Origin of the sequence: Enterococcus sp. AZ040 (genome assembly GCF_050499185.1) — a bacterium.
GTDB lineage: Bacteria > Bacillota > Bacilli > Lactobacillales > Enterococcaceae > Enterococcus_D > Enterococcus_D entomosocium.
This window is the reverse complement of record NZ_JBMHEW010000001.1, coordinates 384,914-398,886: the sequence shown is the minus strand read 5'-3', so window position 1 is coordinate 398,886 and position 13,973 is coordinate 384,914. Positions and strand designations below refer to the sequence as shown.

At 43.5% G+C, this 13,973-nt stretch carries 15 protein-coding genes, 1 riboswitch and 1 other annotated feature (1 of these 17 cut by a window edge); of the genes, 8 read left to right on the top strand and 7 right to left on the bottom strand.

The window, feature by feature from the left end; translation table 11 throughout:
- Nucleotide 1, bottom strand: a binding site (T-box leader) (it extends 238 nt beyond the left edge of the window).
- 120 nt (nt 2-121) lie between these two features.
- The 3 genes from IGK63_RS01900 to IGK63_RS01890 are packed head-to-tail and all read right to left on the bottom strand — an operon-like array spanning nt 122 to nt 2,197.
- A complete protein-coding gene (locus IGK63_RS01900) occupies nt 122-646 on the bottom strand; it encodes a transcription repressor NadR (protein ID WP_016611442.1) in 525 nt (174 codons plus the stop codon).
- On the bottom strand, nt 643-1,491 hold the full coding sequence (locus IGK63_RS01895; RefSeq protein WP_034872072.1) for a chorismate mutase: 849 nt from the start codon (nt 1,489-1,491) through the stop codon (nt 643-645). The genes IGK63_RS01900 and IGK63_RS01895 overlap by 4 nt, the downstream gene beginning before the upstream one ends.
- A gap of 13 nt (nt 1,492-1,504) precedes the next feature.
- Nucleotides 1,505-2,197 (bottom strand): NAD-dependent protein deacylase, encoded by a 693-nt coding sequence (locus IGK63_RS01890; RefSeq protein WP_005232325.1) that lies wholly within the window; start codon nt 2,195-2,197, stop codon nt 1,505-1,507.
- Between the two features lie 157 nt (nt 2,198-2,354).
- Between IGK63_RS01890 and IGK63_RS01885 the strand changes: the two genes are divergently transcribed.
- Together IGK63_RS01885 and IGK63_RS01880 are read left to right on the top strand one after the other, a co-directional pair.
- The gene (locus IGK63_RS01885; RefSeq protein WP_005232327.1) at nt 2,355-3,023 is read left to right on the top strand and encodes a response regulator transcription factor; all 669 of its coding nucleotides are present in this window, start codon (nt 2,355-2,357) and stop codon (nt 3,021-3,023) included.
- 14 nt (nt 3,024-3,037) lie between these two features.
- Nucleotides 3,038-3,943 carry a sensor histidine kinase gene (locus tag IGK63_RS01880; protein ID WP_016611444.1) on the top strand — a complete coding sequence of 302 codons (906 nt, stop codon included), beginning with the start codon at nt 3,038-3,040 and terminating at the stop codon, nt 3,941-3,943.
- 73 nt (nt 3,944-4,016) lie between these two features.
- On the opposite strand, the gene IGK63_RS01875 is transcribed toward IGK63_RS01880, so the two are convergent.
- Together IGK63_RS01875 and IGK63_RS01870 are read right to left on the bottom strand one after the other, a co-directional pair.
- The gene (locus IGK63_RS01875; protein ID WP_080555166.1) at nt 4,017-4,778 is read right to left on the bottom strand and encodes an ABC transporter permease; all 762 of its coding nucleotides are present in this window, start codon (nt 4,776-4,778) and stop codon (nt 4,017-4,019) included.
- 1 nt (nt 4,779) lies between these two features.
- Nucleotides 4,780-5,697: an ABC transporter ATP-binding protein gene (locus IGK63_RS01870; protein WP_008376231.1), complete on the bottom strand. Its 918-nt coding sequence runs from the start codon at nt 5,695-5,697 to the stop codon at nt 4,780-4,782.
- Nucleotides 5,698-6,012: 315 nt separating this feature from the next.
- Between IGK63_RS01870 and IGK63_RS01865 the strand changes: the two genes are divergently transcribed.
- The 6 genes from IGK63_RS01865 to IGK63_RS01840 all read left to right on the top strand — a co-directional run bounded on the left by IGK63_RS01865 (nt 6,013) and on the right by IGK63_RS01840 (nt 12,988).
- Nucleotides 6,013-6,315 carry a hypothetical protein gene (locus IGK63_RS01865; RefSeq protein WP_005232333.1) on the top strand — a complete coding sequence of 101 codons (303 nt, stop codon included), beginning with the start codon at nt 6,013-6,015 and terminating at the stop codon, nt 6,313-6,315.
- A 147-nt stretch (nt 6,316-6,462) separates the two neighbouring features.
- A riboswitch (Lysine riboswitch) is annotated at nt 6,463-6,636 on the top strand.
- 115 nt (nt 6,637-6,751) lie between these two features.
- Nucleotides 6,752-8,341, top strand: a complete 1,590-nt coding sequence (locus tag IGK63_RS01860; protein ID WP_008376235.1) for an ABC transporter permease subunit — start codon at nt 6,752-6,754, stop codon at nt 8,339-8,341.
- A gap of 11 nt (nt 8,342-8,352) precedes the next feature.
- The gene (locus IGK63_RS01855; protein ID WP_005227196.1) at nt 8,353-9,087 is read left to right on the top strand and encodes an amino acid ABC transporter ATP-binding protein; all 735 of its coding nucleotides are present in this window, start codon (nt 8,353-8,355) and stop codon (nt 9,085-9,087) included.
- A 204-nt stretch (nt 9,088-9,291) separates the two neighbouring features.
- Nucleotides 9,292-10,644 carry a branched-chain amino acid transport system II carrier protein gene (brnQ, locus tag IGK63_RS01850; protein ID WP_008376239.1) on the top strand — a complete coding sequence of 451 codons (1,353 nt, stop codon included), beginning with the start codon at nt 9,292-9,294 and terminating at the stop codon, nt 10,642-10,644.
- A 118-nt stretch (nt 10,645-10,762) separates the two neighbouring features.
- Nucleotides 10,763-12,268, top strand: coding sequence for a helix-turn-helix domain-containing protein (locus IGK63_RS01845; RefSeq protein WP_005232342.1), 1,506 nt, complete (start codon nt 10,763-10,765; stop codon nt 12,266-12,268).
- 360 nt (nt 12,269-12,628) lie between these two features.
- Complete coding sequence (locus IGK63_RS01840) at nt 12,629-12,988, top strand: iron chaperone (protein ID WP_005232344.1); 360 nt, start codon at nt 12,629-12,631, stop codon at nt 12,986-12,988.
- A 63-nt stretch (nt 12,989-13,051) separates the two neighbouring features.
- On the opposite strand, the gene IGK63_RS01835 is transcribed toward IGK63_RS01840, so the two are convergent.
- Both IGK63_RS01835 and IGK63_RS01830 read right to left on the bottom strand, forming a co-directional pair.
- Nucleotides 13,052-13,405 (bottom strand): hypothetical protein, encoded by a 354-nt coding sequence (locus IGK63_RS01835; protein WP_005232346.1) that lies wholly within the window; start codon nt 13,403-13,405, stop codon nt 13,052-13,054.
- Between the two features lie 107 nt (nt 13,406-13,512).
- Entirely contained in the window at nt 13,513-13,971 is a 459-nt protein-coding gene (locus IGK63_RS01830) for a low molecular weight protein-tyrosine-phosphatase (protein WP_005232347.1), read from the bottom strand.
- Between the last annotated feature and the right edge of the window lie 2 nt (nt 13,972-13,973).

The window sequence follows — 13,973 nt, the reverse complement described above, 5'->3', positions numbered from 1 at the left end:
TTATTCTTGTTGAGTTGTACTTTACTGGAAAATGAACGCCTTGTCAACAAAAAATCACAATTTTTTCATCTAAGTGTTCCCCAAGACTGCCGATAGCGTCCTTGCCAGAATGGTTTACGCCTCAATTTTGATAGAGCATGCCTTTTTCTGCTAACTGTTGTTTGGCTTTTTCCAGAGCCGCAGGATCGGTGTAACGCAACGTATGCAAGTGTACCCCATTGGTTAAATCTGAGAGCAAGCGGGCTTCTGCATGTTTGGTTTTGTTGATGAAATCAGTCACGTCTTGGTCTGTTTGAATCTGCAAATTGCCAGTGATCTCTCCATAGATTTCATGTTCAACGATGACATCGACCACTTCCACGCCACAAGCGACAAAAATCCGCAATTCTTCTTCGGTTTGTTCAGGCCGATGCTGCACCGCTAGCTTGCTGACATGCCCCGCCTCATTCAACAGTGCTTGCAGTCGATAGCCGCGAGCAGTGGCCGCGATCGCTTCACCGGCTGCTCGCAGCAAGGCAATGTCCCCAACGATGATTTGGCGACTGACTCCTAGTGATTCTGCCAGTTTGCTGGCACTGATCGCTTTGTCCGCTTGCTTCAATGCCGCTAAAATCGTTTCTCGACGTGTTGCTCCATCCATACTCATTCCTCCAATTGATTCTCTTGATAGGTTTTTGAGTGTTTCATAATTGATTGAAACATGGCTAAAATCGTTTCCTCATAGGCTTGATTTGAAATCGCCTGCCGAATATTTTCCAGCACTTTCTCTTCACGATTTTCATCTAAAACCGGCAACTGACTACTTTTCTTCAATTGCACGATTTCATTAACTGTACTCATGCGTTTTTCTAAAAGATGCGTGAGCTGCCAATCAAGGTCATCGATTGCCGCTCGCTGAACAGCCAAAGGATCTTGCTGGTTGTTTTCTTCTTCCAAGTCGATCGTCTTGATGACCCGTGCCGGATTTCCCGCCAGCACAACATTGTCTGGGAATGATTTTGTGACCACACTGCCAGCCCCCACCACGACATTGTTACCTAAGCGCACCCCCGGCAAAATCGTGGCCGCGCCACCGATCCACGCGTTATCGCCAATCACGATCGGTGCCCCTAATTCTAAGCCGCTATTTCGTTTGACCGGATGCAATGGATGAGTCGCCGTAAACAACCGAACATTGGGTGCCAGCATACAGTTGTCACCAAAGGTAATTGGACAAACATCTAATAGCACACAGTCGTAGTTAGCATAGAAGTTTTTGCCGACAGAAATATTGTAGCCATAATCAAAGCGGACATTCGGTTCGATATAGATTCGACCAGTCACAGAGCTGAAAGTTTCTTTTAGTAACTGCTCTTTGATTTTTGTATCAGTTTCTTGGTTGATCAGGTTCATTTGTTCACGGGCATATTTCCGGTCTGCCACCAATTCTGGATCTGGGGAAAAGTACAATTCGCCAGCAATCATTTTCTCTTTTTCGGTACGTTGTGTCATATCATAAACTCCTTCATTCAATTTTCTGGAAAAACGTTTCGGCTGCTGCGGTCAACATGCCATATTCATTCGGGATCGCCAATGGTTCCTTATTGATGACCAACACCTGCTGGCTGTAATCGACTAGCCCTGCAAAAGGATAGACTTGCAGCGAAGTCCCCACGACCACCGTCAGGTCGGCTTGAGCAACGGCTTGAATGGCTCCCTCAATGGTTTCATCCGTAAATCCTTCCCCATAAAGCACGATCGCCGGCCGAATCTGACCGTCACATCCTGCATGGTGCCAATCCTGCAAATACGCTTGCCAAGGTACCGGATTACCGCATTTTCGGCAATAACAGTTGTACAAGGAGCCGTGAAAATCGATTCTTTGGTGACTCCCCGCTTTTTCATGCAGTCCATCGATGTTTTGTGAAACGACCCAAACTGTTTTTTTCGTTTGCAGCGCAGCCATTTTTTGATGAATGATGTTCGGCTGGGCCTGAGGATGGTAGAGGTGCTTGACGAACTGATAAAATGTTTCCGGTTCGTTTTCTAAACAGTCATGGCTTAACAAATACTCTGGCTGGGCCAGTCCTTGATAGACCCCTTTTAAGGAACGGTAATCAGGAATGCCCGATGGGGTTGAAACACCGGCACCCGTCAAAAAGGTCACGGATGATGCGGCGGTGACCGTTGCGATTGCTTGCTCAATAGATACCTTCATCGTTCTAACTTCCTTTATGGCTTTTCTCTTATTCTAACCGAAAAAGAACCGTTTTTGCGAAAAATCAGCCATTTTCTTTTTTAAAAGCAACTAATGCTTTTTCTTGCGGAATTGCTTATAATAAATGCAATAAATACAAGAAGAATGGGAAAACCAAATGAAAATTTTGATTATCGAAGACAACAATGAGATCAGCGAAATGTTGGCTACTATTTTAGCAGCTGACTATACCGTCCAGCAAGCCTATTCAGGCACGGAAGGTCTGCTGCTTTTTCAGCAAGATGCTTTCGACTTGATTTTGCTAGATCGAATGCTCCCCGGTAAAGATGGGACACAAGTCTTGCAAGAGATTCGCCAAACCTCCACGGTCCCCGTCATTATCTTGACTGCCTTAGATGAACCAGCCGATGTTTCCACCCTTTTGCTGGCGGGGGCCAATGATTACTTGACCAAACCCTTCAATGTCGAAGAATTAAAGGCACGTATCATTGTTCAATTGCGAACAAATAAACAACCCCCTCCAGTTGCCAGCAGCCACTCGTATAAAAACATTCAACTGTTGCCTGACTCGTTTCAGCTGCAACGAGGAGAGGCAACGGTTCAGTTAAAGAAAAAGGAGTTTGAGATTTTTTCCCTGCTCTTAGCGAACCCCAAAAAAGTTTATACCAAAGAAATGCTCTATGAAGCTGTTTGGCAAGAACCTTACTACGGTGAAGAAAACACGATCAATGTCCATATCAGCCATTTACGCAGCAAAATCAAAACACTCGATCCAGATGAAGCGTATATCGATACTGTCTGGGGCATCGGCGTCAAGCTAGCTTAAAAAGGAGGAACCTCATGCATATACTTCAGTTTTTCGCCGCTCTGATCGTTGTGTTATTGTTTGGCTATTGGTTTTTCTTACTATATGATCTAAAAAAGTACCACCAGCAATTAACAAGAATCAGCGAAATCGAAACAAATCAAGAGATCCATTTGCAGACCCGCGTCCCCGCTTTAAAAGCGATCGCCTTGTTAAACAATCAGATACTTAGAAAAAATAAGCAGCAACACTATCAAATGCTGCAAGAAAACCAACAGTTGGAACAAGCCATTCAAAATATCTCTCACGACTTACGCACACCTTTGACGGTCGCCAGCGGCTACACACAACTGCTGCAAGCCGATGCGACCCTCACCCCGCAACAGCTACAGCTGTTGGATAAAGTCAGCAGCAACCTAGAAAAAGTCGAAAATCATCTGGAACAGTTGTTGACCTATCAGCGTCTCAAAGACAATCAGCTCGCTTTGACTTTGGAAGAATTCAATCTTTCTCGTTTATTGGAAGAAGAACTGCTCCAGCTTTATCCTTCTTTTGAGGAAAACCATTTATCACTGACGGTTGCGATCCAACCCAACATCATGATCATTTCAGATAAAAAAAGCTGGCAACGAATTTTCCAAAATGTCCTTGGTAACCTGCTGGAACATGGCAGTGAAACGGGGACGATCCGCTTGAATCAGCAAGGAGGTCGCATCGTTTTCCAACAGGAAAATCAGCTGAGATCACCGATCCAGCACCCAGAAAAATTGACCCACCGCTTTTATACCGAAGACCTTTCACGGCATAAACAGCAAGCCGGACTTGGTCTGTATATCATCGCGGCATTGACTAATGCATTAGACGGCAAGATCCAATTGGATACAACCGAAGAGACGTTTCGTTTGACCCTTTTTTGGCAGCAGTCCGTTGAACCCCACTAACTCATGGCTATACACAAAAAACACCCAATCGCTCGACCTTCACTAGTCGATACGGTTGGGCGTTTTTCTGCTCTTACAATTCTTGTCTCTTAAACACCAGATGCGCAGCCAAGAGGCAAAGCAATAAACTGATCAGGCTCCCAAGAAAAATGGGTTGGACTGTTTCCCATGTTTGGAAAGTAGTCATGGTCACCATCTCTAACCCACCTTGAAAGTCCAAGTATTCTAAAAACTTCCAATTGGGTAAAGAGATTCGGGCAATCGCAAAGGCCATCGGAATAAAAATCGTCGCCAACACGCTGACCGCTGTATTTTTGGTCAAATACAAAACTAGCACTGCAAAAGAGGAAGTCGCTAATAAAATCAGTACAAAACTAACGAAATAATACAACAAGTTTTCTATCTGTGAAAGGTCATTATAACCAATCCCCCCAATAACCGTTCCCGCTACAAAGCTCACCAAACAAATCGCGACGATCTGTAAGACCAGCACCAATGTATAAACCAAGAATTTCCCAAAAAGATAAGCGGGTTTGGAGACACCAACGGTAATGATATTCTTCATGGTCCCTTTCGTGTACTCACTGCCTAAGACCTGCATCACCAATGGCAAGGAGTAATACAGCAACATGGAAGACAGACTGGTCTGGATCGCCAGAAAGCCAGTCATTTCCGTAAGGCTGCCTGCTGTTTGCGTACTATCCCCAAGAGTGACCCCTACACTACCATTGGAAACAACGGATAAAATCACCAACAATAAAATAATTCCTTCTGTGATCCAAAAACTTTTACTTCTTGATAAACGATACAAATCGGCTCGAATAAAATTCAACATCTTAATTTCCCCCTTCACTTGTTACTAACTCTTTGAAATACGACTCTAGATTTTCCCCTTCAAAAGAAATCCGGTCGATAGCGATCCCTTCATAAACCAGCTGACGGACCAGGTCACGAATCAACACATTCTCTTGATAAATATGAATTTTGTGGTCACTGACGACTTTATATTCGGAAATCAGCTGACTCTCTAGCAAGCGGCTAGCTGTGGCTACATCATCCACTTCTAATTGAATAAACCGTTTCGCCATCAGATCGAATTCGTGTTTGGTCATCTCTTTGATCAGACGCCCCTCACTAATGACCCCAAAACGTGTAGCCACTAAGTACAACTCTTCTAAAATATGACTGGAAATCAAAATCGTCATGCCGCGTTCTTGATTCAATCGTAAAAGCAGCTCCCGAAACTCAACGATCGCTACAGGATCCAGGCCATTGATCGGCTCATCTAGTATTAGAAAATCCGGTTGGTTCAATAAAGCGATGGCTAAGCCTAGCTTTTGTTTCATACCCAAAGAAAAATCACGGTATTTCTTGTGGCCAACATTGGTCAATCCGACAAACGCCAATGCTTTACTGACCGCCTCAGGTTCCACCACCCCGCTGATTTTGCAATAATAGTTCAAATTTTGCTCTGCGGTCAATTGGTCGTAAGCAACTGGGGTCTCAATCACATTACCGACCCGTTTCAGCATCTGAGTGTATACTTTGCCGCCTTCAACATCAAACAACTGCAGACTGCCACTAGTTGGTTGGATCAACTGAACGATCGCTTTTAATAGGGTCGTCTTCCCAGCACCATTTCTCCCCACCAATCCATAAATATCTCCCTTAGCGATCGTTAGATCGACATCATGTAACGCCTGCTGTTTGCCGTAACGTTTGTTTAATCCTTTGATTTTAAGAACATTTTCCATTTTTACTTCCTCCTTGCTTGCTTCTGTGCTCATTCTAGCAAGCAGATCTAAATCAGCTATTAACTAATTATTAATTGATTCTTAACTCGTAGTTTTCTGCAAAAAACAGTTTATTTCTATTATACACAGCTGAAAATGAACCGATCTAGAAAAATCGTCTCTTTTCAGTAAACCCACCAATAGCAAATGTAGTAGATGATCTTTTCATTACTGCTCTTGCTCTTTGTTTTTTGCCTCACAAAGAAAGAGATTCCTTCATGACAAGGAACAAAAAACGTGGTAAACTAGTCACGAATCAAAGTGAGGTGAAATACATTGGTAGCAGCTATTATTTATTGGGCAATGATCATTATCAGTTTCGGTTGGTTGGCAGTCAGCTTATATTTCTCTATCTTCTATTTAGCACGTAAAGAAAATGGCAATTTATGGGCATTCGGCTTTTTAAATGTCATCACAGCAATCATTCAAGCCATCGTCCTTGTGGTTTACCGTACCTTCGGACAAGATTGGGGCGTTACACAATACTCAAGCCTCATCTATCTAGCACTTGGCTTATTGCTTGCTTTGACAGTCATCCAAGCTGTTTTAGGCCGTGAACCAAAAGCGAAAGTCGCTTAAGGGTTCCAATAGACACTCGTAAAAACGATCCGCTTTCTCTTTGATAAAAATAGGGAAATGGTCGTTTTTTTGTTAAAAAGAATTGACATTTGGGTGCTTTTCTTCTAAACTCTGAGAAGAATCAAATTAAATACGAGTACCCTTTAACATTTAGGTAGAGGTCGCGAGGTTCATTAATCCTGCTGAGTGAAGCAACACGTTTACAGCAGAGCTAGGGAACATCGCCGAAACAAGGTCGGTTTTGCTTGCATCGATTTTGTTGGGCCGCAAATGAACAATTTGCGGACTGTCTTAGCTTGTCTAAGTTGCGCTATGTTTTGTGAAAGGTTTGTCGACGATGACCTGTCAACAGCCGTTTTCCAATCATGGAGTACGGCTGTTTTTTTGCTTTTTCATCCTTACCTGCTTGTCCAACTCGTGAAAGGAAAGAGAAAAAATGAAAAAAAATAATTGGATCTGGGCAGTCTTCGCCCTCTGTCTAACCCTCATTCAGCTGCCCCTAACCGTGCAAGCGGATGACCAAACACCTGCGGAACAATTCCGTGTCGGTATGGAGGCAGGCTATGCCCCATTTAACTGGACGCAAACGACGGACGCCAATGGTGCCGTGCCGATTTCTGGGGAAGAAGGCTCGGCGTTTGCCGGCGGTTACGATGTCCAGATCGCCAAACGAATCGCTGAAGGCTTAGGCAAAGAATTAGTGATCGTCAAAACTCAATGGGACGGTTTGCCGCCAGCTTTGCAAGCGGGGACTATCGATGCTGTGATCGCTGGTATGTCACCAACTGCCGAACGTCGCGAGCAAATTGATTTTACCGATCCTTACTATGAATCAGATTTGGTGGTAGTGGTTCGTAAAGATGGCGAGTTCGCCGATGCCAAAAGCCTCGCTGATCTTTCGGGGGCAAAAATCACTGCCCAGCTGAATACTTTCCATTATACGGTCATAGATCAAATCCCTGAGGTCCAAAAAGAACAAGCCATGCGGGACTTCTCCTCCATGCGCGTTGCTTTAGCTTCGGGTATCATTGACGGCTACGTCAGCGAACGTCCAGAAGGCGTCACTGCCGTCGGTGCAAATCCTGATTTGAAGATGGTCGAGTTCGATGAAGGCGCCGGTTTTGAAACCAACCCAGAAGACGTCCAAGTAGCAGTCGGAATGCGCAAAGGCGATCCCGATGTTGAAAAAGTCAATGAGATTCTTGCAGGAATTTCTGAAGAAGAACGGGTTTCCCTGATGGATCAAGCAGTCTTAGATCAACCTGCAGATGCCAGCGGAGAAACAGCGGATCAAGGTCTGGTCGCTGATTTTAAAAAAATCATTGATGATTACGGCATGCTCTTTTTACGAGGCGCTGGCTTGACCTTATTCATCGCGATCCTTTCAACGATCATCGGATTGATCATCGGTCTTTTAGTCGGTATCTTCCGGACATTGCCGCTTTCAGAAAATCCAGTAGGACGTTTCTTCCAACGCATCGTCAATGGTTTACTGACCATTTATATCGAAGTTTTCCGCGGCACCCCAATGATGGTTCAAGCAATGGTTATTTTCTACGGAACTGCTCTAGCCTTTGGCGTCTCCATGAATCGCACGCTGGCAGCCGTGCTGATCGTTTCTATCAATACGGGTGCCTACATGTCTGAAATCGTTCGTGGGGGGATTTTTGCTGTAGATGACGGTCAATTTGAAGCAGCTCAAGCCATCGGAATGACCCATTGGCAAACCATGATCAAGGTCGTGTTGCCGCAAGTGATGCGCAACATTTTACCAGCTACCGGGAATGAGATCATTATCAATATCAAAGATACTGCCGTCTTAAGTGTTATCAGTGTTGCAGACCTCTTCTTCCAAGGTACATCAGCCGCTGGAACGAACTTCCAATACTTCCAAACATTTGCGATCATCGGTGTGATCTACTTAGTCTTGACCATCAGTGCCACCCAGATCTTGCGCTTTGTTGAACGCAAAATGGATGGTCCCAGTGCGTATGTCAAATTAGAAGACATCAACCCGAACGAATAAGGAGGAAGAACATGTCAGCAATCATTGAAATTGACCATTTAAAAAAGAGTTTTGGCGACAACGAAGTCTTAAAAGACATCAGTTTGTCTGTTAATAAAGGAGAAGTTGTCACGATCATCGGTTCTTCTGGTTCAGGAAAATCTACACTTCTTCGCTGCATCAACTTATTAGAAAAACCAACCAGTGGGCAAATCATCTACTTAGGTGAAAATGTGCTGGAAAAAGGCTATGACTTGCCGAAATACCGTACGCATCTAGGAATGGTTTTCCAATCCTTTAACCTATTCAACAATATGAATGTATTAGAAAACTGCGTGACGGGCCAAGTCACTGTTTTGAAACGTGATCGCAAAGAAGCAGAAGCGACTGCCAAAGAAAATCTGGAGCAAGTCGGTATGGCTCAATATGCCAATGCCAAGCCTTCCCAGCTTTCAGGTGGACAAAAACAACGGGTAGCCATTGCCCGTGCCTTATCGATGAATCCAGATGTCATGTTGTTTGATGAGCCGACTTCTGCGCTAGATCCAGAAATGGTCGGTGAAGTGTTGAAGACCATGAATACGTTAGCTCATACTGGCTTGACGATGGTGATCGTTACCCACGAAATGGGCTTTGCCAAAGAAGTGTCTGATCGGGTCATCTTTATGGATCAAGGTGTCATTGCCGAACAAGGGACGCCTGAAGATATCTTTATTCATCCAAAAGAGCAACGCACCAAAGAATTCCTTTCCCGTGTGTTGAATTAATTTTCTGTCTTGAAACACTTAGCGGTCTTCTTCCGAGCTTTTTCGTCCTTTTTCAGTAAGCTTGGAAGAATTCAATGCTAAGTGTTTTTTTATTGCAGGAGGAGGAATTGTCAGAATTTATCAAAAAATCACAAAAAACCATTGCTATTTGTTAGAAACTTTGTTATTTTTTTTAAAACTAAGGAATTATAGGAGCTTTCATTTATGGAAAAAAAGTTACAGTTTAAGGATTATATGTATGTTGGATCAATGCTTTTCGGTCTTTTCTTTGGTGCCGGAAATCTGATTTTCCCCGTTCACATGGGACAAGAAGCTGGCGCGAATGTCGGCTTAGCCAACCTTGGCTTTTTAGTTACAGGGATCGGCTTGCCATTTTTAGGGGTCATTGCTATTGGCGTTTCCCAAAGCAGCGGTGTTTTTGAATTAGCTTCTCGGATCAATCGCCGCTATGCAATGATATTTACGATTTTGCTTTATTTAGTGATTGGGCCATTCTTTGCTCTGCCTCGTTTGGCTACTACTTCTTATGAGATCGGGATCGCTCCCCATGTTTCATCAGACATGCAAACTTGGTTATTGGCGTTGTTCTCTGCCCTATTTTTTGGAGCTGCCTGGTGGTTTTCACGCAAACCTAGCAAAATCTTAGATTATGTAGGGAAGTTTCTAAATCCCTTGTTTCTGGTCTTACTAGGAGTTTTGCTCTTTTTTGCCTTTTGGCAACCACTAGGAACCATCAGCGATGCGCCGATCTATCCTAGCTATCAAAGCGATGCTTTCTTTACTGGTTTCACCAACGGCTACAATACTCTCGATGCGCTGGCATCTTTAGCCTTCGGGATCATCATCGTCTCAACGATTCGCAATATGGGGGTTGAGAAACCTGCGACGGTCGCAAAAGACACGATCCTTTCCGGCTCTGTCAGCATCGTGTTGATGGGGATCATCTATACCTTACTTTCTTATATGGGAACCAAAAGTTTAGGCCAGTTTCCCATCAGCGAAAACGGTGGGATCGCTTTGGCACAAATCGCCAACCATTACCTTGGCACTGTCGGCAGTCTGCTATTGGCATTGATCGTCATCTCTGCCTGTTTAAAAACCGCCATTGGTTTAATCACGGCCTTTTCCGAAACCTTTGCTGGATTGTTTCCAAAGCAAAGCTACGGATTCTTTATCGCTTTGACAAGTATCTTACCAGCGATCTTCGCTAATGTCGGCTTGACCAATATCATCGAGTTTTCTATTCCAGTCTTGATGTTTATCTATCCACTGGCGATCACTTTGATTTTGTTGGCGATCATCAGTCCATTATTTAACCATCGTGCCAGTGTCTATCGAATGACGACATACTTCACGTTGATCGCTGCAATCATCGACGGCTTAAATGCAAGTCCTGCAGTGATTACCAACAACGCTTTCGTGCAAGGAATCTTGTCTTTTGCGTCAGATTATCTGCCCTTTTTCCAAATCGGGATGGGGTGGGTCGTACCAGCTGCGATCGGATTTTTGATCGGTTTGCTATGGTCGTGGTTCAAAAAAGACCCTGTTTCAGCCTAAATTAGTTAAAAAGATGAAAATAACCTACCTTTTTTTAAAGGGTAGGCTATTTTTTTGATTAAAAAGACTGACAGTTTCGTAAAAAAAAGATACAATAGAGCCACAAAGGAGGATACCTATGTTTTATGAAGAACTTATGATGGACCCGCAAACATTAATTAAATTTAAAATATTCCGGCGTATGCTGACTCTGCAAAACCCTAGCCACCCAATCGCACAATTGGCAAAGGAAATGGAGTTAAGCTACCAACAAGCTTTTATAGAGTTGACTGAGATCGACCAAGATCTAACTGAGTTAACTCCGGATCATATGTCGATACTCGGTCGTGGCGGTAAATTACAGCCTCAGAATATCGCGGTAACGATCGATGAATACCGCTTCTATTTATTGAATAAAAGCGTTCCGTTCTTATATGTTCTTTACATGCTGAATGAAGACAATCCTACGATCACGGATTTTTGTGCAAAATACGATGTCAGTCGTTCAACGGTGTCTCGCAAATTTGAACATCTAAAAAAACATTTGAAGCAATTTCAGCTTCGCTTTACGTACACTGAATCAAACTTAGTGGGCGATGAGCGTCTTGTGCGGCTCTCCCTATTCAATATCATTTGGTTAGGTACTCGTGGAATAGAATGGCCATTTGCGATCGCTGAGAGTGAGACAGAAAAAATGGTGGATCGATTCACGGAGTATTTCCCAATGACTCATTCTTATCTTGGCCGATTAGAGTTGAAGTATTTCGCCGCCTTGATTCTTTTACGAATCAAAAAAGGGAATTTTGCCAAATACGACAAGCGGTACAATTTCCTGATGAAAAATAATCCATATTTCGATTTTGAGCGTTTGACACAAGTCGTTGATCCTGAAGTTTCAATGACAGACAAACAATTAAAAGGCGAATCAGGGTTTATTTATTTGATGGCGCAAATCTTCCCATTCTACTTGAGTCCTGAAGAAGAAGCTTTGCAACAAACCTTGCAATTCTTTTCAAGCAAACAAAACCCAGTTTATCCGTTAGTCGCAGACTTGTTAGCAGAGATGAAAGCAACCTTCTTTGCTTCACAACCTGGCCTGTTAGACGAGCCATTGGTCGTGGGTAATTTAATCAATGTGACTTTCGGCAACTACGTTTTCCGTCAGCCGTTTCCAAATATCTATCGCTTGCTGACACCCTCGATCAATCGCGGGTCTGCTGAAGAGCAGCTGCAGCAAAAAATCGATGAATTCTTAACGAACTATCGCGAAGAATCAGCGGTGGACTATATCAATGATGAAAACCAAGAGCAGATGGCAACGATGTATACCCACGCCCTGCTGCCGTTTTATGATCAAATCCGTTATTCGAATCGTTTACGGGTAGGGGTTGCGTTAGAAGATAATTTCTTAGTCGTTCAAGGATTGAATCAATTCCTACATGACTTGACCTTCGTAGCAGCAGAACCTTATGATCTAAACCAGCAAGAAAATTATGATGTCATCGTTAGTTCCAATCAGTTGATGAAAAAACTCAAACCAGAAAAAATGAGTTATATTTGGGATTATGCGGCAGACGATCGGCAATACATTGATTTGTATCGTACGTTGAAAAACCGTTTTGATGAAAAGAACCTTTCTCTGTAACCAAACCGTTACGGTTTCTTAAGAACTTCCGAAAAGATTTGTCACAGAATATTCATATTTATCTCGTATACTCTATGTATACCAACAAACAACCCTAACTAACACTTTTTCATTTTTAACTCCTTCCCGTCGGCCACCCACCGACGGGTCTTTTTTTACTTATTTTCGCAGCCAGCAAACTTAAACACTTTCCAATCTTTTCTCCACAAAAAATTCATATTTGGACAGTATAGTATACATAACCCAACAAACAACCCTAACTAACACTTTTCATTTTTACTCCTTGCCTGTCAGCTACCCACTGACAGGCTCCTTTTTTTCTTACGGGGTTTGCCGTATACTAAAGGCAGGAGGTGGCCTATGACAACAGCCATTACGACAGTTGACCAATACATTGCAGCAGCTCCAGCAGAACGACAAGCGATTTTAAGAAAGGTCCGTCAAACCATCAAAGCCGTTTTACCTGAAGCGGTTGAAAAGATCAGTTATCAAATGCCTACTTATCATCAGGGAGAAAATATCGTACATTTTGCCTGCGCCAAACAGCATCTAGGCTTTTATCCCACGCCTTCTGCGATCACGGCCTTCCAAGAGGACTTACAACCATACAAGACCAGTAAAGGGGCGGTCCAGTTTTCTTTTGCACAGCCGATCCCTTACGAACTGATCGCTGTGATGACCGCTTGGCGACTCGCAGAAGTCAAAAACAAGCACGCGTAACTAGCAATTAAAAAACCGCTATGTCTAATGACGCAGCGGTTTTTTTGCTATGCACAGGCTTGTTTACAAGCCGGGTTTTGTATTCAAGGTGCTAACTTTCAGCACATGATGCAGGGGAATAATCCGCAGCTGCTGACGGTCGCTTTGTAATTTCAAGACAACTTGTTCTTTTGCTACCGTTTTGCCGACGATCCAGCCGGTAACGGTTTCAAAACCACCCAATTTCTCTGTTTTTACTTGCAGCACGACCAGATGCTTGGCAGCGGCTGCCTCTTGCAGCGTTCGCCGGATTTCTTTGACTTTCTCAGACTGATTCTTCTTGTCAGCATCATCACTGAAAAAGGTATCCAGCAACGTTGTGGATGTCATCACAATGAGTTTGCCCAATTGTTTGATGGGCGATGGTTTCTTTTCCATTGGACATTCCTTTCTGCGCGTTGCAGCAGTTTCTAAAACCACACATACGTTCGCATTTCCATGGTTCTATTTTAGCAAATTTTTGATAAAATACAAGCGAAAACGCCTTATTTTTCAGAAGAAATAACCTCTAGCCAATAAGGAATCCCCTCTTGCAGCAGTTGATAGGTCTCTTCGAAATCTCCTGTATAATAAGGATCTGGTACTTCCTCAGCCTCTTTGCCAGGAACAACACTCAAATACGAACGGATCTTTGCGGTCGTATCGGCAGGTGCTAGCGCTTGAAGTGTTTCAACATTGTTCGCATCCATGCCGATGATCCAATCAAATGTGGCAAAATCCGCTTCAGTGATCTGCCGTGAAATAAGACCGTCACTAGAGATCCCTGCTTGACGCAGTCTTTTTTTGGTTCCGGGATGAGCAGAATGTCCGACTTCCCATGAGCTGGTCGCTGCCGAATCGATCTGCCAATCCAACTTGTGTTTTGCTATTTCTGCTTTATAAATAGCTTCTGCCATGGGGGAACGGCAAATATTACCTAAACAAACAAATAAAACTTTCGTCATCG